Raw genomic sequence first — 19806 nt, 5'->3', positions numbered from 1 at the left:
CCATGACCGACCCGCTCTTCCCGACCGTCCTCGTCGCCAACCGTGGCGAGATCGCCCGACGCGTGATCCGCACCCTCCGGCGCCTCGGCATCCGCAGCGTCGCCGTCTACTCGGACGCCGATGCGACGGCGCCGCACGTCCGCGAGGCGGACGAGGCCGTACGGATCGGCCCGGCCGCGGCCGTCTCCTCTTACCTCGACGTGGCTGCCGTGGTCGACGCGGCGGTGCGGACCGGCGCGCAGGCGGTGCACCCCGGTTACGGCTTCCTTTCCGAGAACGCCGCTTTCGCCAAGGCGTGCACGGAGGCCGGGATCGTGTTCATCGGCCCCGGGGGGAAGGCCCTGGACGTGATGGCGGACAAGATCCGTGCGCGCGATCACGTGGCCGCTCACGGGGTGCCGATCGTGCCGGGGTTCAGCGCCGCAGGCCTCACGGACTCCGAGATCGCATCGTCGGCCGCAGAGGCGGGCTTCCCGCTGCTCGTCAAGCCGTCCGCGGGCGGCGGGGGCAAGGGCATGCAGATCGTGCGCACTCCGGACGAGCTGCCGGAGGCACTCGCGACCGCACGCCGGGTCGCCGCGGCGAGCTTCGGGGACGACACGCTCCTCCTGGAACGTCTCGTCGAGCGCCCCCGACACATCGAGGTCCAGGTGCTGGCGGACGGTCATGGCGCCGTCATCCATCTCGGTGAGCGGGAGTGTACGCTGCAGCGCCGCCATCAGAAGGTGATCGAGGAGGCGCCTTCTCCCGTCGTGGACGAGGAGACGCGCCGTCGACTCGGCGAGGCCGCGTGCGCCGCGGCGGCGTCGGTCGGCTACCGGGGCGCGGGGACCGTGGAGTTCCTGGTGTCGGCCGATCGTCCGGACGACTTCTTCTTCATCGAGATGAACACCCGTCTCCAGGTCGAGCATCCGGTCACCGAGCTGGTCACCGGAGTGGATCTGGTCGAGCAGCAGCTGAGGGTCGCCGCGGGTCTGCCCCTCGCCCTCGCGCAGTCCGACGTGCGACTCGACGGTCATGCGATAGAGGCGCGCGTGTATGCGGAGACCCCCTCCCGGGGCTTCCTCCCGGCGACCGGCGACGTCCTGCGGTGGACGCCTCCTCAGGGTGTCCGCGTGGACTCGGCGATCGAGACGGGGAGCACCGTCGGTGCGGACTACGACCCGATGATCGCGAAGGTCATCGCGCACGGCGCCGATCGCGCGGAGGCCCTGCGTGCCCTCGACGCCGCGCTGGCCGAGACAGTGCTGCTCGGCGTCGAGAGCAACGTCGCCTATCTCCGCGACCTCCTCGCGGACCCTGCGGTGCGCGCCGGCGATCTCGACACCGGCCTGATCGACCGCCGCCCGCCGTCCACGGATCCGGCACCTGCCCCCTCCGCCCTCGCAGCTGCGGCCGGCGTCGTGTGGCGTCTCGGCGAGCGACAGCGGGAGAGCCGCCGCGCGTCGGCGTTGTGGTCGGCGGGGTCGGGATGGCGCATGGGCGCTCCGGCGGATCCGCCGCAGGTGACCTTCGGCGCGGGCGAGGACATCGTCAGCGCCACCCCGGCCGAGTCTGGTGACGAGGTGCGCATCGGGGCGCGCCGGGATCGAGCCGCCGTCATCGGTCATGCGGCGCCCGACGGCGTCGTGCTCGCGACGGCGGCGGACGGGACGGTCTGGGTGCACGCCGACGGCGTCACCAGCGCCCTCACGCCGCTCAGCAGACGTGCAGCGGCCGATCGACGGCTGGCCCGCCGCGAGCGTGCGGCGGGGGCGACCGATCCGGACCTCCGTGCGCCGATGCCCGGCACCGTCGTCGCCGTGCACGTCGCCGACGACGCAGAGGTCCACGCGGGGGAGCGCATCCTCTCGATCGAGGCGATGAAGATGGAGCACCCAGTGCTCGCCTCGCACGACGGGACGGTGCGGCTCCGCACTGCGATCGGCGACCAGGTACGACGGGACCAGGTCGTCGCGCGCATCGACATCCGCGAAGAGACTCGCGGCGAGACCCGCGATGAGACCAGGGAAGACACCCAGAAGGAGCGTCCATGATGATCGACATGAGTTCGGAGGAGCGCGAGCTCGCCGGGATGGTGCGGGAGTTCGCCGAGGCCGTCGTCGCCCCCCAGGCCTACGAGGCGGACCGCACCCACACCCTGTCCATGGAGGTCGTGGCGCAGATGGGCGACCTCGGCCTGTTCGGCTTGCCGTTCCCCGAGGAGCACGGCGGCCAGGGCGGCGACTACTTCGCCCTCTGCCTCGCCATCGAGGGACTGGGACGCGTCGACCAGTCCATCGCCATCACGCTGGAGGCCGGTGTGAGCCTCGGCGCGATGCCGGTGTTCCGTTTCGGCTCCGATGCGCAGAAGGCCGAGCTGCTCCCGGATCTGCTCGCAGGGCGGGCACTCGCGGGATTCGGGCTCACCGAACCGGAGGCGGGAAGCGACGCTGGCGCGACCAGGACCACGGCGCGGCTGGACGGCGGCGAATGGGTGATCGAGGGGTCGAAGCAGTTCATCACCAACTCGGGGACCCCGATCACCCGCTTCGTGACCGTCACCGCGGTGACCGGCGAGAGCGAGGTGAACGGCCGCGTCCGCAAGGAGATCTCGACCATCATCGTGCCCAACGGCACACCAGGCTTCACGGTGCAGCCCGCCTACGACAAGGTCGGGTGGCATGCATCGGACACGCATCCGCTGACGTTCGACGGCACCCGGGTCCCCGAGGAGAATCTGCTCGGCGAGCGCGGCCGCGGCTTCGCAAACTTCCTCAGCATCCTCGACGAGGGGCGCATCGCGATCGCCGCGCTGTCCACCGGGGCGGCCGAGGGGTGCCTCGAGGCGGCCGTCGACTACGCCAAGAGCCGGACGATCTTCGGATCCGCCCTCAGCACCCGCCAGAACGCGCAGTTCACGCTCGCACGGATGCGCGCGAGGGTCCACTCCGCTCGCCTGGCCTGGCACCACGCCGCGCGGCTGCGGGATGCGGGACGGCCGTTCGGCGAGGAGGCGGCCATCGCGAAGCTGATCGCCGGGGACGCCGCGATGGACAACGCCAGGGACGCGACCCAGATCTTCGGCGGCAACGGCTTCATGAACGAGTACCCGGTGGCGCGGCACTTCCGCGACTCGAAGATCCTGGAGATCGGCGAGGGCACCACCGAGGTGCAGCTGCTCGTCATCGCGCGGGCGCTGGGACTGGCCGGGTAGCGTGGCGGCATGACCGACATCGTCCAGAGAGGCCTCTTCTACGAGGAGTTCGTCGTCGGCGCGCGATATCTGCACCGCCCGGGACGCACCGCGACCGAGGCCGACAACGTGCTGTTCACCACGCTCACGATGAACACGCAGGCGCTGCATCTCGACGCCGCCTTCGCCGCCACGCAGGAGCCGTTCGGGCAACGACTGATGAACTCGATGTGGACGCTGTCGACGATGGTGGGGGCCTCGGTCGCCCAGCTCACCCAGGGCACCCTCGTCGCGCAGCTCGGGCTCGGCGACATCGTGTTCCCCCACCCGCTCTTCGCGGGGGACACGCTGTACACCGAGAGCCTGGTGGTCGAGAAGAGGCTGTCCTCGTCCCGACCGGGGCAGGGGATCTGCACGATCGCGCACACCGGACGGAACCAGGACGGAACGGTCGTCGCGACCGCGTCCCGATCCGTTCTCGTACACCGGATGCCAGACGGGCAGGAAAGGGCAGGGCGACGATGACGCACGCTGAGACTGCGCCCTGGGATCGCGGTCCGGCCCTGCTGTTCTGCCCGGCCGACCGGCCGGAGCGGTATGCCTCGGCGGCGACCAGAGCGGATGCGGCGATCATCGACCTCGAGGACGCGGTGCTCCCCGAGGCGAAGGCGGAAGCGAGGCAGGCGATCCTCGACGCCGACCTCGATCCGCGGATGACGATCGTGCGCATCAATCCCTTGGGAACTGCGGACGCCGATGAGGATCTGCGGATGCTCGCCCGGACCACCCTCCGCTGGGTGATGGTCGCCAAGGCCGAGAGCGCCGTCGCGTTCGATGCCATCGAGGAGCGCTACCGGGTGATCGCGCTCTGTGAGACCGCGCTCGGTGTCCAGGCGGCTCCGGAGATCGCCCGTCACGAGCGGGTTGCCGGCCTGATGTGGGGCGCGGAGGACCTGCTGGCCTCGCTCGGCGGCACCTCCAGCCGCCGTGCGGACCGGACGTATCGTGACATCGCGCGGTTCGCCCGCGCCGGGGTCCTCCTCGCGACGGGAGCTGCGGGGAAGGCGGCGATCGACGCCGTCCACCTCGACATCGACGATCTCGACGGGCTGGCCGAGGAGGCGACGGACGCGGCGGCATCGGGGTTCCGCGCGACCGCCTGCATCCATCCGAAGCAGGCGCCGGTGATCCGGGCCGCCTACCGTCCGTCCGACGAGGAGCTCGGCTGGGCGCAGGACGTGCTCGCCGCGGCGGAATCGGAGTCCGGTGTCTTCCGGTTCGGCGGACGGATGGTCGACGAGCCGGTCCTGCGCCACGCGCGTTCCCTGCTCGCCCGCGCGGGAGGCTGAGCCGGCCAGAGGACTCCGCCTGAGAACGTCAGGCCGAGATCGCGTCCAGCAGGCGTAGCTCGCCGCGTTCGGCGACGAACCGGTGCACGGAGCCGTTCCGCAGCATGTCGCCCTCCCGCGGGATCGTCCCGCCGGAGACGTGCAGGAGAAGGGACCGGATGACGCCGCCGTGGCTGACCACGACGACCGACTCGGCACGGGGGCTGGAGCGTCGCCGCGATGCGCGGGCGATGCGGTCGATCGAGTCCAGTGCCCGATCCCGGACCTGTTGCATGGTCTCGGCGCGCGGCACGTCGGAGTGCCAGCCGCCGTACTGCTGGAGGTAGTCGGAGACCAGCATGCCCTCGGCATCGCCGAACTCCCGTTCCCGCAGGCCGCGGGTGACGGCGGGCTCTGCCAGTCCCAGCTCTCGAGCGATGATCCGTGCGGTCTCCTGGGCACGGACGAGCGGGCTCGCGTAGATCGCCTGATGCGAGTCGCCGGCCAGCAGACGTGCGGCGGAGAGGGCGTCCTCGCGACCGGTGTCGTTGAGCGGGATGTCGGTCGATCCCTGGATGCGGCGGTCGAGGTTCCAGTCGGTCTGACCGTGGCGGACGAGGGTGATGAGGGTCACGTGAGCTGCTCCTGGAGGGCGGGGAGGGCATCGCCGGTGCGAGCGGACACCGTGGCGTCGGCCCACGCGTCGGCGCGCGTCGGTTCGAGGTTGACGATGACGAGGGGGAGGGCGCGTCGGCGTGCGCGCTCGATCACGCGGATGCCGGAGTTCACGACCAGCGAGGAGCCTGCGACGACGAGCGCATCGCAGGAGGCGACCAGGGACTCCGCGACGCGGAATCGCTCGGTCGGCACGTATTCGCCGAAGAACACGACGTCCGGCTTGAGCATGCCGTCGCATACGGTGCAGGTGGGCAGGACGAAACCGTCGGTGGTCTCCGGGGCGACGTCGCCATCCGGCCCGAGGACGATGTCCTCGGGCGTCGCGAGCCAGGGATTGCGCTCGTCGATCTGATCCGCGACGGCGCCGCGGTCGAAGCTCTGCCCGCAGCGGAGGCAGACCACGGCCCGCATGGTGCCGTGCAGCTCGACCGCGCGGGCGGAGCCTGCACGCAGGTGCAGGCCGTCGACGTTCTGGGTGATCACGCCGCCGGAGAGGCCGGAGCGCTCCATCTCGGCGACCGCACGGTGCCCGGCATTGGGCGCCGCCGAGCCGAAGGACCGCCAGCCGAGATGGCCGCCGACCCAGTACCGCCGCCGCGCCGCATCCGATCCGAGGAAGTCCTGCAGGGTCATCGGGGCGCGACGGGGAGTCGAGCCCTCGCCCCGGTACGCGGGGATCCCGGACTCCGTGGAGATCCCGGCTCCTGTGAGGAAGGCGATCCTCCGCCCGGCGAGCGCCTCAGCCGCGCGGGCGATATCGTCGCGCAGCTGCGCGGTCGTGGTGCTCACAGATCCTCCCTCAGCGAGTCTACGGGGCGGGCGCGGCCGGGGCCTGGGAAAGTAGACGGGTGAACCTCGTGCCCCTCTCCGATGCCGCCGACCCCCGCCTGGACGACTACCGGGGTCTCACCGACGTCGCTCTCCGCCGCGTCCGCGAGCCGCAGGGCGGGCTGTACATCGCGGAATCGGCGAAGGTGATCGCACGGGCCGTGGCCGCCGGGCATGTTCCCCGCTCCGTCCTCACGCAGCGGCGCTGGGTCGACGGTATCCGGGAGATCCTGGACGCGATGCCCGGCGACGGGGAGATCCCGGTGTACCTCGTCCCGGACGAGGTCGCCGAGAGCGTGACCGGATATGCGGTGCACCGCGGCGCGCTCGCCTCGATGCACCGCCCGGCGTTGCCGACGATGGCCGAGATGCTCGACGGGATCCGGGTCCCCGCCGACCGCTCCGGGTCGCTGAGCTCGGAGCGCCGAGGGTGCGTGCGCTCCAGGATCGCGATCCTGGAGGATCTGAACGAGCACACCAACGTCGGCGCCGCATTCAGGTCGGCGGCCGCGATGGGCGTCGATGCCGTGCTCGTGACGCGCGGCTGTGCGGATCCTCTCTACCGTCGTTCGGTGCGCGTCTCGATGGGCACCGTGTTCCAGGTTCCGTGGACCCGGATCGACGACTTCCCGAGAGGCCTCCAGGAGCTCAAGGATGCGGGCTACGTCGTCGCGGGCATGACGCTGGGGGAGGGGGCGATCACGCTCGACGATCTGGTCGCTGAGGGCCACGAGAATCTCGCTCTGGTCTTCGGCTCCGAAGGGCACGGACTCACCACGGCCACTGACCGCGTCGTCGATCGGCGTGTCACGATCCCGATGGAGGGCGGCGTGGATTCCCTGAATGTGGCGGCAGCGTCAGCCGTAGCGTTCTACGCGACGCGCGAGGTCGGACCGTAGTCCGGCGCCGGCTCGCGGTTCAGGATCCGTGGACGCTGCAGCACCCAGCCCAGCACGCACTGCCACAGCAGGAACGAGTAGACGGCCCCGCGCTCCCACACTCCGTCCGGGAGCCAGAGGTGCATCGTCAGCAACGTCGCGGAGACCAGCCCGAGCACGCCGAGGACCACGCCCAGGAACCGGAGCCGGCCGGTCGGGAGCAGCGGGCGCATCGCCGACGCCGACAGGATCGCCGCGACGTTCCCGCCCGCGATCGCGGCGAACGCGCCGAGGACGTGGATGATCATGAGCCCGTTCTCCGCGTTCGTCGGCGATCCGGGAACCAGCCCGACGAACACGATGCCGGCGGCGTGGAGCACACCGATGACGGCGAAGCAGATGGTCCCGAAACCCCGTCGCAGATACGGCACGAGCAGGATCAGCCCCAGCAGGAAGAAGAGGCCCGAGCCGATGAAGCCGGCATCCATCACCTGCGGCACGGTCGAGGCGAGCATCCGTGACTCGAACAGCGCATGATCGGGCACACCGAGGTCGCTGATGTAGAAGTGGGCGTAGTCGTAGCCGGGGAACGCCACCGCGGTCACGGCCTCGCAGAGCATGTACCAAAGGGGCCCGATGGCCCAGAGGAGTCCGGCCGTCCGCACGGCGGCGTCCTGTCCGTTCACTGACCTTTCCGTCATGATCCCTCCCGGTGATCGTCTCGATGGAATCGTGATCCGGGTACCCCATCGTCCGCCGGAGGAATCAGATGTCGGCGTCGGGCGGCGACACCGGTGCCGGTGCAGGGCGCTTCGCCTCGATGTTGTCGCCCGAGGACTGGTGGCGCAGCCGTCGCAGCACCCAGGGCACGAGGTACTCCCGCGCCCAGACGAGGTCTCCGGCCCGCGCGTCGCGCCAGGTCCGCTGCGGGACCGGGTCCGGCTGCATCTCCTGCAGATCGTTCGGCACGTTGAGGGCGCGGAGCACGAGACGGGCGACCTCATGGTGGCCGAGCGCGTTCATGTGCAGGCGGTCATCGGCGAAGAATCGCGTGTCCTGGATCACCTTCAGACCCCATTGGTCCGCGACGATGCAGTCGTGCCGGTCGGCGATGGCGCGCACGTTCTCGTTGTAGATCGCGACCTTGCCGCGGAACGGCCGGAACACCGGGGTGAAGTTCGTGTCGATCCCCGTGAAGAGCACGACGGCAGCGCCCGTCCTGGACAGCCGTGTGACCGCGTCGTCGAGGAGCAGGGCGATCTCGTCGGGATCGGTGCCGGGGCGGATCACATCATTGCCGCCCGCGCAGATCGAGACGAGGTCGGGGTTGAGGTCGATCGCCGGCTCGATCTGCTCATCGCCGATCTGGCCGATGAGCTTTCCGCGCACCGCGAGGTTCGCGTACGCGAAGTCGTCCACCTGTGCGGCGAGCACCTCGGCGACGCGGTCGGCCCATCCGCGGTGTCCGCCGGGGGCCGAGGGGTCGGGGTCTCCGATGCCCTCGGTGAACGAGTCGCCGATCGCGACGTAGCGTCGCCAGGGGTGCGCCGTCTCGTTCGGGACGAAGGGGGTGCGGGGCGGTTCGTGACCGGTCAAGGTGCCTCCTGGGATGCCGGCGGCCGGGTCAATCGACGCGCCGTCTCCGAGCCTAGTCCGCAGGTCCGACACGGTGGCGGAGCGGGATCTCCTGCGCGTTGGCCGGCGGAGTCTGCGCCGGCGCGACCGATGTCGGCGCACTCGTCTATCGTGGAATCCCATGCTCTCTCCGTCCTTCCCCCAGCGCGCTCCGTGGGGTACCGCCGACAAGCTGAGGGCCTGGCAGCGGGAGGCGCTGGACGAGTACTTCCAGGCCGACAAGCGCGACTTCCTGGTCGCGGCGACCCCCGGTGCCGGCAAGACCACGTTCGCGCTCACCCTCGCCGTCGAGCTGCTGCGGATGGGCGAGATCGACCGCATCATCGTGGTCGCCCCCACTGAGCATCTGAAGACGCAGTGGGCGGACGCGGCTGCGCGCGTGCACATCCGCCTCGATCCGGCTTTCCGCAACAGCCACTGGGCGCCCTCCGCGCAGTATCACGGTGTCGTGGTGACATACGCCCAGGTGGCGGCGAAGTCCTCCGTGCACCGGCAGCTGACCGAGTCCGCCCGGACGCTCGTCATCCTCGACGAGGTCCATCACGGTGGCGATGCGCTGAGCTGGGGCGACGCGATCCGCGACGCCTACTCGGCGGCCCGTCGCCGTCTCCTCCTGTCGGGAACGCCTTTCCGCAGTGACACCGCGCCGATCCCGTTCGTGGAGTACATCCCCGACGAGTCGGGCTCGCGGCTCTCCAGCACCGACTACCGGTACGGATACGGGCGAGCCTTGGCCGACGGGGTGGTCCGTCCGGTGCTGTTCCACATGTACGCGGGCAAGATGCGATGGCGCACGAGCGCGGGGGACGAGCTCGAGGCGCATCTCGGCCAGGACAACACGAAGGACGTCAACGCCCAGGCGTGGCGCACGGCTCTCGACCCGGCGGGCGAGTGGATGCCCGCCGTGCTCTCGGCGGCCGATCGACGGCTCACGGAGATCCGCCATCACGTGCCGGATGCGGGTGGCCTCGTGATCGCGACGGACCAGACCGTCGCCCGGGCCTATGCGGTGATCCTGAGGGAGCTCACGGGGGAGCGTCCCACCATCGTCCTCTCGGACGAGGCGGAGGCCTCGCTGCGCATCGAGTCGTTCAGCGCCGGCACGAGCCGGTGGATGGTGGCGGTGCGCATGGTCTCGGAGGGCGTGGACGTTCCACGTCTCGCGGTCGGGGTCTACGCCACGTCGGCCTCGACCCCCCTCTTCTTCGCGCAGGCGATCGGCCGGTTCGTGCGGGCCCGTCGCCGCGGCGAGGCGGCGAGCGTGTTCCTGCCGAACGTCCCCGTGCTGATGAAGCACGCGAACGAGATGGAGCGACAGCGGGACCACGCGCTGGATCGGAAGACCAAGGACGACGACGGCCTCGACGATTCGCTGCTGGACAGCGCGAACCGTGAGGATGCGGCGTCCGATGCGCTGACGCAGGAGTTCAGCTATCAGGCGATCTCGTCGCTCGCGCACTTCGACCGCGTGGTCTTCGAAGGGCTGGAGTTCGGTCAGCTCGCCGAGCCCGGCTCGGCCGAGGAGGAGGAGTTCATCGGGCTGCCGGGTCTCCTCGAGCCGGAGCACGTGCACGAGCTCCTCATGCAGCGCCAGGCCCGTCAGTCCCGTCTCCGCGAGGTCAGGGAGGCGACCCAGACGCCGGAGCAGACGACGACGCTCCCTGCGCCTTTGCACCGCACGCTCAAGGAGCAGCGTCAGCTCCTGAACAGCCTCGTCAGCGTGTATGCCCGCCAGACGGGGGAACCGCACGGCGTCGTGCACGCGGAGCTCCGCCGCGTCTGCGGAGGCCCCGCGGTCGCGCAGGCGACCGTCACCCAGCTCCAGTCCCGGATCGACCTGCTCCGACGACGCGTCCGCTCCTGAGCGCGACGTCCCTCGGCCTGTGAGAGGTCGATCGCCGCACGCTTTCGTTGCGTTGATGAGGGTGCCCGAAATGCTGTCAATCCGCGTTCTGGTGCGGATCGCGGTGCCCCCGCTCAGTACCGTGGAACGGTTGCCTGCGAACGAGGAGCCCCCATGATCGACACCCCGGCACCGGCCCCCATCCCCGAACCGACCGACGCCGACCGACGCCGCTGGGCCCGCTATCTCGTCGAAGAGCGCGCGGAGGGACGGGTGTACCGGCGCCTCGCCGCGCGACGGTCGGGGGAGGAGCAGGAGATCCTGCTCTCGCTCGCCGAGGCGGAGGGCCGACATGAGCAGCACTGGCTGGACCTGCTCGGGGGCGAGCCCGCGCGTCTGCCCTCTCCCGGCATCCGCTCCCGGATGCTCGGCTGGATGGCCGGACGCTTCGGCTCGATCTTCGTCCTCGCTCTGGCCCAGAGCGCCGAGGCCCGTTCGCCGTACGACTCCGAGGTCTTCGCGACGCCTGCCATGCGCGCCGACGAGAAGATCCACTACGAGGTGGTGCGCGGGCTCGCGGCCCGAGGACGCCGCCGCCTCTCCGGCTCCTTCCGTGCGGCGGTCTTCGGCGCCAACGACGGTCTGGTCAGCAACCTCGCGCTGGTGATGGGCATCGGCGCGACGGGTGTGAGCGGAGGCTTCGTCCTCTTCAGCGGCATCGCGGGGCTCCTCGCCGGTGCACTCTCCATGGGCGCGGGCGAGTTCGTCTCCGTCCGCTCTCAGCGCGAGCTGCTGGCAGCGACGGAGGCCAACGACGACGCGGCCGCATCGGCGGGCGACCTCGACATCGACGAGAACGAGCTCGCCCTCGTCTACCGCGCCCGCGGGGTCGAGACGGAGGAGGCGCTGCTCAAGGCGCGTCGGGTGGTCGAGGCCGCGAAGCTCGGCGTCCGGCAGACGAGCACCGGCCCGATCGGCGTGCGCGGGGCGGATCACGACCTCATCGGGAGCGATTGGGGTGCCGCCGTCTCCAGCTTCCTCCTCTTCTCCTCCGGGGCGATCATCCCGGTGCTGCCGTGGATCTTCGGTCTGGAAGGCCTCGCCGCGGTCATCACGGCGCTCGCGCTGGTCGGCGTCGCGCTCATGGGGACCGGGGCGATGGTGGGGATCCTCTCGGGAGGGCCGCCGCTGCGGCGTGCGCTCCGCCAGCTCGCGATCGGCTTCGGTGCCGCCGCGGTGACCTACGTGCTCGGACTCGTCTTCGGCGTCAGCGCTGTCTGAGCGGCGACACGGCCGGCCTCGCCTTGGGCCGTAGCTCTATGGGCCAGGCGCGTCGTGTCGCACGGCGGGCGACGATCGTCGGAGTCCGAACTGGCTCACGTCAGGCTGTGCAGGTCCGAGGTGCGGTGTGCGATTGCGGGTGTCCTCGCCTCCGGCGCGGTTGCTGCGCTCGGTCAGCGCGACGAGCGCGAGGTGTCGGTCGGCGGTCCAACAGACCAGACGCCCGCGCTGATCCTTCGTGCGTCCGAGAATGCCTGCCTCCGCCAGCCCGACCAATGCGCGGTGCGCGGCCGCGAGCGAGACCGAGAGGCGTGTGCTGACGGATTCGGCGGTGACCACGGGGTCGGAGGAGAGGCTGTCAAGGATTCGCAGCACGGCGGCATCCCGCCGCGGCACCTCCGGGTTCAGGCCGCGGTCGCGACGGAACGCGACCAGCCGGTCATACTCGTCGCGGTCGAGCGCGGCGATGTCCTCCGCCAGCCTCACGGCGTTCCCCGCGGCCTTCTCCGTGGCGTGCGCGAAGCCGATCACCCAATCGTCGAGTGCAGGCGGGCCGGCACGGTAGCCGGTAAGCCCTGCGATGTAGGCGTCGGTGTCGCCGGCGAAGACGGTGCTGATGGGGATGAGCGCGTTGCGCAGTGCGTCCGCGCGGCGCAGGATCGTGTGGATGAGGGCGCGTCCGGTGCGACCGTTGCCGTCGATGAACGGGTGGATCGTCTCGAACTGCGCGTGCGCGATCGCCGCCCGCACGACCGGATTCCCGCCTGTCTCCGTCACAAACCGCGCGAGGTCAGCCACGAGTCGAGGCACTTCGGTCTCCGGCGGTGGCACGAACGCCGCGCGTAACGGCGACCAACCGGAACCCCCGACCCAGTTCTGCTCCCGCCGCAGTCCCGGCTCCAGGCGGGGTTCGATCACGTGCTGCAGATCCACGATGTCGCCTGTCGTAACCGTGCGGGTATGGTCGGCGAGCTCCGCGATCGCGGCCTCTGTCGCGCGCACGTTCGCCACGACGTCGAGCGCTTGACGAGGGCCCTGGTGCAACAGCTCCGCGATCGCCAAGCGTTTGGGGGTGATGCGATTCCCCTCGATCCACGACGACGAGATGGACTCCGACCGGATCAGCAGATGGTTCAGATACTGGCCGCGTTCCCCGATCCGCTCGTCTGCTCGGGCGAGCACCGCCAGTGCATCCGCCGCCGCCCCCTGCGCGTCGGCGCCGAGCGCCGGGAGACCTGTGTCGAGTTCATCGGGCACATACGCCAGGTAGTGACCGGGCGCGTGATCCTTGCGGCTCAAGCCGCTCGTGTCCTCGGGATGCCACAGACGCTCGACGTATTCGCCCATCACAACCCCCGCCTCTACAGTTCCTATTTCTACTTTAGATGATCTAACCGAGAAATATCAGGAATGGAATCACGGTTAGTCGCCTTGCGTCGTCCGCGAACAACAGCAGGAGCGTCTCGTCTTCGGGGTCAGCGCGGTCTGAACAACGGCCCAGCCCCCTGACCTACCCTGAAGACGTGTCGGCCCGCTACTGCGGGCGGAGGACGGCCATCTGGGGCAGTCACGCTAGCTGGGGAAGGTCGTTTAGGCATCCCCCGGTCGCTGCGGGCATTCGCGACGCGCTCCTGCGAGCGACACCGCCCGCGGTGATGGGGCAAGTCACACAGAGCGTCCAACGCTGGACCGAGTCGTAGCGTGCGGGGGACGCTCAGCTCTCCTCAGCGGCGATCAGGGGTTCGTGGTCCTGTCCGCCGTAGACCCCGTAGACTTCCACCGTCTCCTCATGGACGGCAAACGCGATGACGACGCGGCGGCGGAAGCCGATCGTCCGCAGCCCCGGACGCAGGTCGTCCCGGGCGAGGCCGATCATCGGGAAGCCTGCGAGATCGTCGCAGTAGTCGAAGATCGCGGAGACGAAGCCCTCGGCTCGCTCGGGGTAGCCCGATTTCTCCGCGATCCAGAGGTAGAGGTCGGTGAGCTGCTGCCGTGCGCGGGGTGAGTAGACGACGCTCCGGGTCACGAGTCGCGTTCCGCGAGCCGCCCGGCGTGCAGTTCGGCGAGATGGGCGCGCATGTCGGCGGAGCTGATCGCGCGTGACGGGTCGGCGCGCAGCTCATCGTAGGAGGCGACGACCTCGGTGCGCAGCCACGTCTCGACGGCTTCCTCACGGGCGAACAAGGCGCGCAGGCCGTCACGGACGACCTCGCTTTCGCTCGCATACGCACCGGAGGCGACGCGCTCTTTCAGTGCCTCGGCCATGTTCGTGGGGAGGGTGATGCTGAGCTGCTTCGTCGTGCGCATGATCGAGCCTCGCTTCCAGTAGGACTCAATCCTACTCCGCTTCCTCGGCTGACGGCAGAGACAACCCGCTACGTCCGATCCTCGCTCGAGCCATCCGCGAACAGGGCAAGGAACGTCTCGCGCGGGATCACGACACGATGGCCGAGTTTGACGGAGGGGATGGTGCCGTCCTCGATGCCTACCGTGATAGTGGGGGATCGACCCCGAGGGCTTGTGCGGCTTCCTGACGGGTGATGACGAGGCTGCGCCGACGTTGGAGGTCGTCAAAGCGCCCGCCTCCTACAAGGTCGCCCGCGCCGAGCTGTCGTTCGAGCTGGCGAGGGCCGACGCCTACATTTTCGGCAGCGACCAAGGGTAGCCGCGCTCGCCTGACGCGATGACGAGTCGCTGGGGCTGCCGCCTGAAGTGGGCGGGCAAGGTCAAGAAGTTCGAGCACCTGCCATGCGTCACCCTCAAGGGCCTGCGGCACGCGCATGCGATGATCCTCATGGAACTCGGCGTGTCACCCGAAGTTGCGCAGGAACGCCTCGGGCACTCCGCCATCGCCACGAAGATGAACATCTATAGCCACGTCACCCCGACGATGCAGAAGAATGCCTTCGACCAGTTCGCCAGCCGCCTCGCCGGAAACTGAACCCCGCGATGGGGCAAACAGGGGTGCTGGGTTATAAGCCCATAAGCCAGACTGGACGGGCATACGACGGAAGGCGGCCCCTTCCGGGACCGCCTTCTCACCGTGCGCGAGGGGGGACTTGAACCCCCACGCCCTATCGGGCACTAGCACCTCAAGCTAGCGCGTCTACCTATTCCGCCACCCGCGCCGGGTGTTTTCGGCTGTCTCCAACCGAAGATCGAGATTAGCACGTTCTTCAGGGCCGCTCGAACCGAGGCGGGCGCCCGGGCGCGTCGATGGCGTTTCGATACGCTGAGAGCATGTCTGTCGCCGATCCCGATCTCCCCGAAGTCGCGCGCCTCGCCGCCGAGCTCATCCGTTTCGACACGTCGAACTTCGGCGGCGGGAACGCCAAGGGGGAGCGGGAGGCGGCGGAGCATGTCGGCGCCTACCTGGAGGGCATCGGTCTCACGCCGGAGTACTTCGAGCCGATCCCCCGACGCACCAACGTGATGGCCCGCGTGCCGGGACGCGATGGGGACAAGCCGGCGCTGGTCGTGCACGGACACCTCGACGTGGTTCCGGCGATGGCCGATGACTGGAGCGTCGATCCGTTCGCCGGGATCGTCAAGGACGGGATGCTCTGGGGGCGCGGCGCCGTGGACATGAAGAACATGGACGCGATGATCCTGACCTCCGTCGCCGACCTTCTCCGGGCGGGGGAGCAGCCGGAGCGCGACCTGATCCTGGCGTTCTTCGCGGACGAGGAGAACGGCGGCGTCGAGGGGTCGGCGATCGTCGTCCGCGAGCGTCCGGACTGGTTCGCCGGCGCCACCGAGGCGATCAGCGAGGTCGGCGGCTACTCGATCGACGTCGCAGGACACCGCGCCTACCTGCTGCAGACGGGGGAGAAGGCGCTCATGTGGATCCGCCTCGTCGCCCGTGGCCGTGCGGGACACGGGAGCAGGCTCCACCCGGAGAACGCGATCACGCGGCTCGCCGAAGCCGTTGCGGCGATCGGCCGCACCCAGTGGCCCGTCCGGCTGACCACCACGACCAGAGAGCTGCTCGCCGGGCTCAGCGCGCTGACGGGCATCCCGGATGACGACCCCGACGCGCTGGCATCGGCCGCCGGGCCGGCGGAGGCGTTCCTCCGCTCGACCTTCCGCACGACGGCCAACCCGACGATGCTCACGGCGGGATACAAGCACAACGTGATCCCGGAACGTGCGGAGGCGCTCATCGATGTGCGAGTGCTCCCCGGGACCGAGGACGCGGTCCTGGCCCAGCTGCAGGAGATCGTCGGCACAGATGTCCGGATCGAGATGGTGGTGCGCGACATCGGCATGGAGACGCCGTTCGAGGGCGATCTCGTCGATGCGATGGTCGGCGCCCTCGGACGCCACGATCCTGGCGTCCCGGTGATCCCGTACCTCCTCGGCGCCGGCACCGACAACAAGGCGCTGGCGACCCTCGGGATCACCGGATACGGGTTCGCCCCGCTGCGCCTGCCGGCGGATCTGGACTTCACAGGGATGTTCCACGGGGTGGATGAGAGAGTTCCCGTAGACTCGCTTGTCTTCGGCCAGCAGGTGTTGACCGACCTCTTCCGGACGTACTGACGGCTGTCGCCGATCGGGCGTCTCCGTCCGATCGAAAGCACGCCCATGCATCTGCTCGAAGCCCTGTTCCTCGGCCTCGTTCAGGGACTCACAGAGTTCCTCCCGATCTCGTCCAGCGCTCATCTGCGCATCGTCGGCATCTTCCTCCCGAACGCTGAGGACCCGGGCGCCGCCTTCACCGCCATCACCCAGATCGGCACGGAGGCGGCGGTCGTCGTCTTCTTCTGGCGCGACATCGTGCGCATCATCAAGCACTGGGCGCTGGCCCTGGTCGGACGGATCCCCCGGAACGACCCCGAGGCGCGCATGGGCTGGCTGATCATCATCGGCAGCATCCCGATCGTCGTCCTCGGCCTGCTCTTCCAGGATCAGATCGAGACGGTCTTCCGATCGCTCTGGATCATCGCGATCATGTTGATCGTGTTCGGCGTCCTGCTGGGGATCGCGGACGCGATCGGCGCCAAGCGCCGCGCCCTTAAAGACCTCACCGTCCCGCACGGCATGATCTACGGCGCAGCGCAGGCACTCGCGCTGATCCCCGGCGTCTCCCGCTCGGGCGGGACGATCACGGCGGGTCTGCTGATGGGCTACGAGCGCGCCGCGGCCGCCCGTTACGCGTTCCTCCTCGCGATCCCGGCCGTCTTCGGATCCGGCTTCTACCAGCTCATCAAGAACCTTCACCAGCCCGCGGTCTTCTCCCCGGGGGAGACGCTCGCGGCGACCGGAGTGGCCTTCGTGGTCGGGCTCGCGGTGATCGCCTTCTTCATGCGGTGGATCTCCAAGAACAGCTTCCTGCCGTTCGTGATCTACCGCGTTCTGCTCGGCGCGGTGCTCCTCGTGCTCCTCGGCATGGGCGTCATCCAGCCCTGATCCAGCACTGATCCGGGGAGCTCCGAAGGGTCCGGCGGCCTGCGCTCAGCGCTTGTGGTCGCCGGGCCCTTCGCCGTTGCGGCGCAGATAGCGCTCGAAGGCCTGGGCGATTGCGTCACCTGACGCCTCGGGGGAGTCCCAGGTGTCCCTGGTCCGCTCGAGCTGACGGATGTACTCGGCCATGTCCTCGTCCTCCGCGGCCGCGGCATCCACTGACGCCTCCCAGGCGGCCGCCTCGGTGGCGAGGTGTCCGCGCGGGACGTCGATCCCGGTGATCTCCTCCAGCCGGTCCAGCAGCGCCAGCGTCGCCTTCGGTGAAGGCGTGGCGGAGGCCACGTAGTGCGGCACGCTCGCCCACAGGCTCGCCGTCGGGATGCCCGCGCCCTCCGACGCATGTTCCAGCACGCTCAGGATCCCGACGGGACCCTCGTATCCGGATCGCTCGATGGCGAGGGCGCCCCGGACCTCCTCGTTCTCGCTCGACGCGAACACCGAGATCGGCCGCGTGTGCGGCACGTCGGAGAGCATCGCCCCGAGCGCGACGAAGCCGGTGACGTCATCGCGCAGGGCGACGTCCACGAACTCCGCGCCGAAGGCCTGCCATGCCCGAGCGGGCTCGACGCCGGTGAGAAGCCAGAAGCGCGACTCGCCGGCCTCGCCCACGGGGCGCCACAGCTCCGCCTTCGGCCACTTCAGCCTGCGGGTGCCGTCGCCGTCCATGCCGACGGATGGGCGCGTGTACTGGTAGTCGAAGTAGGACTCGGGATCGACGGCGTGCGCGAGCTCGTACTCGCCGTGGCTCCGCAGCAGCTCCAGGGCGGAGGTCGCGGCCTCGCCCGCGTCGTTCCATCCGTCGAAGGCGGTGACCACGATCCGGGGTCCGAGTGCCTGCACCTCGCTCCTCTCCGCGCCGCCCGACGCGTCGCTGGATCTCTCCAGGCTAGTCGCCGCCCGCGCCGAGCGGGCCGGGCCGCGCCCGGGTCCACGGCTACGATGGACCGGTGACTCAGCTTCCCGCCGCCGTCCTCTGGGACATGGACGGCACTCTCGTCGACACCGAGCCGTACTGGATGGCGGCCGAGACGCCGCTCGTGGAGTCGTTCGGGGGAACCTGGACCCACGAGCAGGCACTCACCCTAGTGGGGCGCGGCCTCGAGGACAGCGCGCGGATCCTCCAGTCCGCCGGCGTCGCGATGGGCGTGACCGAGATCATCGACCACCTCACCGAGGAGGTACGGCGCCAGCTCGTCACAGAGGGCGTCCCTTTCCGTCCTGGCGCACGAGAGCTGCTCAAGAGCCTTCGCGCCTCCGGGCTGCGCACGGCCCTGGTGACGATGTCGATGCGGCGAATGGCGGAGGATATCGTCGCGCTGATCGACTTCCCTGCCTTCGACCTCATCGTCGCCGGCGACGACGTCGAGCGGCCCAAGCCGCATCCCGACCCGTATCTGCAGGCATCGCGTCAGCTCGGCGTTGATCCCGCGTCCGTCGTGGCGCTGGAGGACTCGCCGACCGGCCTGCGGTCCGCCGTCGCGGCCGGAGTCGTGACGATCGGCATCCCGCACATTGTGGCGCTCGACGGCCTCGGAGCCCATGAGCTCTGGCCGACCCTGTCGGACCGGACAGCGGCGGACGTCGCCGACGTGTTCGCCGTGCACGGCACCGCAGGCCGACGCGACGAGGTCGCCGCGTCGGAGGCCCAGGCATGAGTGCCGTGCGTCCCAGCGGTCCGTTCCGTGAGGGCGACCGCGTCCAGCTGACCGGGCCCAAGGGCCGGATGCACACGATCACGCTTCGCGAGGACGGTGAGCTGCACACGCATCAGGGGGTCCTCCGCCATCGCGACCTCATCGGGCTGCCCGACGGCTCGGTCGTGGAGAACAGCTCGGGGCACGGCTATCTGGTTCTCCGCCCGCTCCTGCGCGACTTCGTGATGTCGATGCCGCGCGGCGCCGCGATCGTCTATCCCAAGGACGCCGCGCAGATCGTCACGCAGGCGGACGTCTTCCCCGGGGCGATCGTGGTCGAGGCGGGCGTCGGCTCCGGCGCACTCTCCTTGTCGCTCCTGCGAGCCATCGGCCCGGAGGGGAGACTCCTCTCCTTCGAGCGCCGGGACGACTTCGCCGAGGTCGCCCGCGCCAACATCGAGACGTTCCTCGGCGAGAGGCCTGCGAACTGGGACGTCATCGTCGGCGATCTCGTCGACGCGCTCCCCGAGTCCGTCCCGGCGGGGACGGCGGATCGCGTCGTCCTCGACATGCTCGCCCCCTGGGAGTGCATCGACGTCGTCGCCGAGACCCTCACGCCCGGCGGTGTCGTGCTCTGCTACGTCGCCACCGCGACCCAGCTCTCCCGCGTCGCGGAGTACATCCGGGGGACAGGGCTCTTCACCGAGCCCGAGGCCTCGGAGACCATGGTCCGCGGCTGGCATGTCGAGGGACTCGCCGTGCGCCCGGACCATCGGATGGTCGCGCACACCGGCTTCCTGATCACCGCGCGCCGGCTCGCTCCGGGTGCCGTGCCCCCGGACGTGAAGCGGCGCGCCTCGAAGAAGGCGGGCTACGGCGACGAGGACGTGGAGCTGTGGACCCCGGGGGCGGTCGGTGACCGCGAGATCACCGACAAGAACCTCCGCAAACGCGTCCGGGAGGCGCAGAAGGCCGCGTCCGGTGCACGGATCGCCGCCGATGCGCGCACGGATCGCCCCGCGTCGCCGGACGGCGATTCGGACCCGTCCGCCTAGACTGG

The 19806-nt window shown here is 70.0% G+C and carries 20 protein-coding genes and 1 tRNA gene; 12 read left to right on the top strand and 9 right to left on the bottom strand.

Annotation, left to right across the window (positions count from 1 at the left end; genetic code table 11):
- The first annotated feature begins 2 nt into the window (after window positions 1–2).
- From J2Y69_RS14135 to J2Y69_RS14120, 4 genes are read left to right on the top strand one after another with little or no spacing between them, the layout of a single operon-like run.
- On the top strand, window positions 3–2036 hold the full coding sequence (locus tag J2Y69_RS14135; RefSeq protein WP_310021845.1) for an acetyl/propionyl/methylcrotonyl-CoA carboxylase subunit alpha: 2034 nt from the start codon (window positions 3–5) through the stop codon (window positions 2034–2036).
- Complete coding sequence (locus tag J2Y69_RS14130) at window positions 2036–3196, top strand: acyl-CoA dehydrogenase family protein (RefSeq protein ID WP_310022039.1); 1161 nt, start codon at window positions 2036–2038, stop codon at window positions 3194–3196. The genes J2Y69_RS14135 and J2Y69_RS14130 overlap by 1 nt, the downstream gene beginning before the upstream one ends.
- A gap of 9 nt (window positions 3197–3205) precedes the next feature.
- Complete coding sequence (locus J2Y69_RS14125) at window positions 3206–3700, top strand: MaoC family dehydratase (protein WP_310021843.1); 495 nt, start codon at window positions 3206–3208, stop codon at window positions 3698–3700.
- Entirely contained in the window at window positions 3697–4524 is an 828-nt protein-coding gene (locus J2Y69_RS14120) for an HpcH/HpaI aldolase/citrate lyase family protein (protein ID WP_310021841.1), read from the top strand. Before J2Y69_RS14125 ends, J2Y69_RS14120 begins: the two co-directional genes overlap by 4 nt.
- A 28-nt stretch (window positions 4525–4552) precedes the next feature.
- On the opposite strand, the gene J2Y69_RS14115 is transcribed toward J2Y69_RS14120, so the two are convergent.
- Both J2Y69_RS14115 and J2Y69_RS14110 read right to left on the bottom strand, forming a co-directional pair.
- On the bottom strand, window positions 4553–5137 hold the full coding sequence (locus tag J2Y69_RS14115; RefSeq protein ID WP_310021839.1) for a histidine phosphatase family protein: 585 nt from the start codon (window positions 5135–5137) through the stop codon (window positions 4553–4555).
- On the bottom strand, window positions 5134–5970 hold the full coding sequence (locus tag J2Y69_RS14110) for a Sir2 family NAD-dependent protein deacetylase (RefSeq protein WP_310021837.1): 837 nt from the start codon (window positions 5968–5970) through the stop codon (window positions 5134–5136). The genes J2Y69_RS14115 and J2Y69_RS14110 overlap by 4 nt, the downstream gene beginning before the upstream one ends.
- Window positions 5971–6029: 59 nt before the next feature.
- Between J2Y69_RS14110 and J2Y69_RS14105 the strand changes: the two genes are divergently transcribed.
- Window positions 6030–6908 carry a TrmH family RNA methyltransferase gene (locus J2Y69_RS14105; protein WP_310021835.1) on the top strand — a complete coding sequence of 293 codons (879 nt, stop codon included), beginning with the start codon at window positions 6030–6032 and terminating at the stop codon, window positions 6906–6908.
- Here the strand turns inward: J2Y69_RS14105 and J2Y69_RS14100 are convergent.
- Window positions 6881–7588, bottom strand: a complete 708-nt coding sequence (locus J2Y69_RS14100; RefSeq protein WP_310021834.1) for a DUF998 domain-containing protein — start codon at window positions 7586–7588, stop codon at window positions 6881–6883. The genes J2Y69_RS14105 and J2Y69_RS14100 overlap by 28 nt on opposite strands.
- A gap of 64 nt (window positions 7589–7652) precedes the next feature.
- The gene (locus J2Y69_RS14095) at window positions 7653–8483 is read right to left on the bottom strand and encodes an SGNH/GDSL hydrolase family protein (RefSeq protein WP_310021832.1); all 831 of its coding nucleotides are present in this window, start codon (window positions 8481–8483) and stop codon (window positions 7653–7655) included.
- 160 nt (window positions 8484–8643) lie between these two features.
- Between J2Y69_RS14095 and J2Y69_RS14090 the strand changes: the two genes are divergently transcribed.
- Both J2Y69_RS14090 and J2Y69_RS14085 read left to right on the top strand, forming a co-directional pair.
- Window positions 8644–10386: a DEAD/DEAH box helicase gene (locus tag J2Y69_RS14090; protein WP_310021830.1), complete on the top strand. Its 1743-nt coding sequence runs from the start codon at window positions 8644–8646 to the stop codon at window positions 10384–10386.
- Window positions 10387–10539: 153 nt separating this feature from the next.
- Window positions 10540–11646 carry a VIT1/CCC1 transporter family protein gene (locus J2Y69_RS14085; protein WP_310021828.1) on the top strand — a complete coding sequence of 369 codons (1107 nt, stop codon included), beginning with the start codon at window positions 10540–10542 and terminating at the stop codon, window positions 11644–11646.
- Between the two features lie 36 nt (window positions 11647–11682).
- On the opposite strand, the gene J2Y69_RS14080 is transcribed toward J2Y69_RS14085, so the two are convergent.
- From J2Y69_RS14080 to J2Y69_RS14070, 3 genes are all read right to left on the bottom strand, one after another.
- Window positions 11683–12993, bottom strand: coding sequence for a Fic family protein (locus J2Y69_RS14080; RefSeq protein ID WP_310021827.1), 1311 nt, complete (start codon window positions 12991–12993; stop codon window positions 11683–11685).
- A 367-nt stretch (window positions 12994–13360) separates the two neighbouring features.
- Window positions 13361–13672 (bottom strand): type II toxin-antitoxin system RelE/ParE family toxin, encoded by a 312-nt coding sequence (locus J2Y69_RS14075; RefSeq protein ID WP_310021825.1) that lies wholly within the window; start codon window positions 13670–13672, stop codon window positions 13361–13363.
- On the bottom strand, window positions 13669–13953 hold the full coding sequence (locus tag J2Y69_RS14070) for a ribbon-helix-helix domain-containing protein (RefSeq protein ID WP_310021823.1): 285 nt from the start codon (window positions 13951–13953) through the stop codon (window positions 13669–13671). Before J2Y69_RS14070 ends, J2Y69_RS14075 begins: the two co-directional genes overlap by 4 nt.
- 376 nt (window positions 13954–14329) lie before the next feature.
- Between J2Y69_RS14070 and J2Y69_RS14065 the strand changes: the two genes are divergently transcribed.
- Window positions 14330–14587 carry a tyrosine-type recombinase/integrase gene (locus J2Y69_RS14065; RefSeq protein ID WP_310021822.1) on the top strand — a complete coding sequence of 86 codons (258 nt, stop codon included), beginning with the start codon at window positions 14330–14332 and terminating at the stop codon, window positions 14585–14587.
- Window positions 14588–14690: 103 nt separating this feature from the next.
- Here J2Y69_RS14065 and J2Y69_RS14060 read toward each other — a convergent pair.
- A tRNA-Leu gene (locus J2Y69_RS14060) sits at window positions 14691–14774 on the bottom strand.
- Window positions 14775–14886: 112 nt separating this feature from the next.
- Here J2Y69_RS14060 and J2Y69_RS14055 point away from each other — a divergent pair.
- Window positions 14887–16188 (top strand): M20/M25/M40 family metallo-hydrolase, encoded by a 1302-nt coding sequence (locus tag J2Y69_RS14055; protein WP_310021820.1) that lies wholly within the window; start codon window positions 14887–14889, stop codon window positions 16186–16188.
- A gap of 45 nt (window positions 16189–16233) precedes the next feature.
- Window positions 16234–17058, top strand: coding sequence for an undecaprenyl-diphosphate phosphatase (locus J2Y69_RS14050; protein WP_310021818.1), 825 nt, complete (start codon window positions 16234–16236; stop codon window positions 17056–17058).
- A 45-nt stretch (window positions 17059–17103) separates the two neighbouring features.
- Here the strand turns inward: J2Y69_RS14050 and J2Y69_RS14045 are convergent, their stop codons facing one another.
- The gene (locus J2Y69_RS14045; protein WP_310021816.1) at window positions 17104–17952 is read right to left on the bottom strand and encodes a PAC2 family protein; all 849 of its coding nucleotides are present in this window, start codon (window positions 17950–17952) and stop codon (window positions 17104–17106) included.
- Window positions 17953–18059: 107 nt separating this feature from the next.
- Here J2Y69_RS14045 and J2Y69_RS14040 point away from each other — a divergent pair, with 107 nt between their 5' ends.
- Both J2Y69_RS14040 and J2Y69_RS14035 read left to right on the top strand, forming a co-directional pair.
- Window positions 18060–18767: an HAD family hydrolase gene (locus tag J2Y69_RS14040; RefSeq protein ID WP_310021814.1), complete on the top strand. Its 708-nt coding sequence runs from the start codon at window positions 18060–18062 to the stop codon at window positions 18765–18767.
- Window positions 18764–19801 carry a tRNA (adenine-N1)-methyltransferase gene (locus tag J2Y69_RS14035; RefSeq protein ID WP_310021812.1) on the top strand — a complete coding sequence of 346 codons (1038 nt, stop codon included), beginning with the start codon at window positions 18764–18766 and terminating at the stop codon, window positions 19799–19801. Before J2Y69_RS14040 ends, J2Y69_RS14035 begins: the two co-directional genes overlap by 4 nt.
- The last annotated feature ends 5 nt before the right edge of the window (window positions 19802–19806 follow it).

The sequence above is a fragment of the Microbacterium resistens genome (genome assembly GCF_031456305.1).
Classification (GTDB): domain Bacteria; phylum Actinomycetota; class Actinomycetes; order Actinomycetales; family Microbacteriaceae; genus Microbacterium; species Microbacterium resistens_A.
Note: the sequence above shows the minus strand (reverse complement) of the source record. Positions and strands in the feature narration are given on the sequence as shown.

Excerpts from the sequence above, each read along its gene's own strand:
- J2Y69_RS14135 (WP_310021845.1), top strand. The coding sequence starts at position 3 with ATGACCGACCCGCTCTTCCCGACCGTCCTCGTCGCCAACCGTGGCGAG.
- J2Y69_RS14130 (WP_310022039.1), top strand. The coding sequence starts at position 2,036 with ATGATCGACATGAGTTCGGAGGAGCGCGAGCTCGCCGGGATGGTGCGG.
- J2Y69_RS14125 (WP_310021843.1), top strand. The coding sequence starts at position 3,206 with ATGACCGACATCGTCCAGAGAGGCCTCTTCTACGAGGAGTTCGTCGTC.
- J2Y69_RS14120 (WP_310021841.1), top strand. The coding sequence starts at position 3,697 with ATGACGCACGCTGAGACTGCGCCCTGGGATCGCGGTCCGGCCCTGCTG.
- J2Y69_RS14100 (WP_310021834.1), bottom strand. The coding sequence starts at position 7,588 with ATGACGGAAAGGTCAGTGAACGGACAGGACGCCGCCGTGCGGACGGCC.
- J2Y69_RS14090 (WP_310021830.1), top strand. The coding sequence starts at position 8,644 with ATGCTCTCTCCGTCCTTCCCCCAGCGCGCTCCGTGGGGTACCGCCGAC.
- J2Y69_RS14085 (WP_310021828.1), top strand. The coding sequence starts at position 10,540 with ATGATCGACACCCCGGCACCGGCCCCCATCCCCGAACCGACCGACGCC.
- J2Y69_RS14080 (WP_310021827.1), bottom strand. The coding sequence starts at position 12,993 with ATGGGCGAATACGTCGAGCGTCTGTGGCATCCCGAGGACACGAGCGGC.
- J2Y69_RS14070 (WP_310021823.1), bottom strand. The coding sequence starts at position 13,953 with ATGCGCACGACGAAGCAGCTCAGCATCACCCTCCCCACGAACATGGCC.
- J2Y69_RS14065 (WP_310021822.1), top strand. The coding sequence starts at position 14,330 with ATGACGAGTCGCTGGGGCTGCCGCCTGAAGTGGGCGGGCAAGGTCAAG.
- J2Y69_RS14055 (WP_310021820.1), top strand. The coding sequence starts at position 14,887 with ATGTCTGTCGCCGATCCCGATCTCCCCGAAGTCGCGCGCCTCGCCGCC.
- J2Y69_RS14050 (WP_310021818.1), top strand. The coding sequence starts at position 16,234 with ATGCATCTGCTCGAAGCCCTGTTCCTCGGCCTCGTTCAGGGACTCACA.
- J2Y69_RS14035 (WP_310021812.1), top strand. The coding sequence starts at position 18,764 with ATGAGTGCCGTGCGTCCCAGCGGTCCGTTCCGTGAGGGCGACCGCGTC.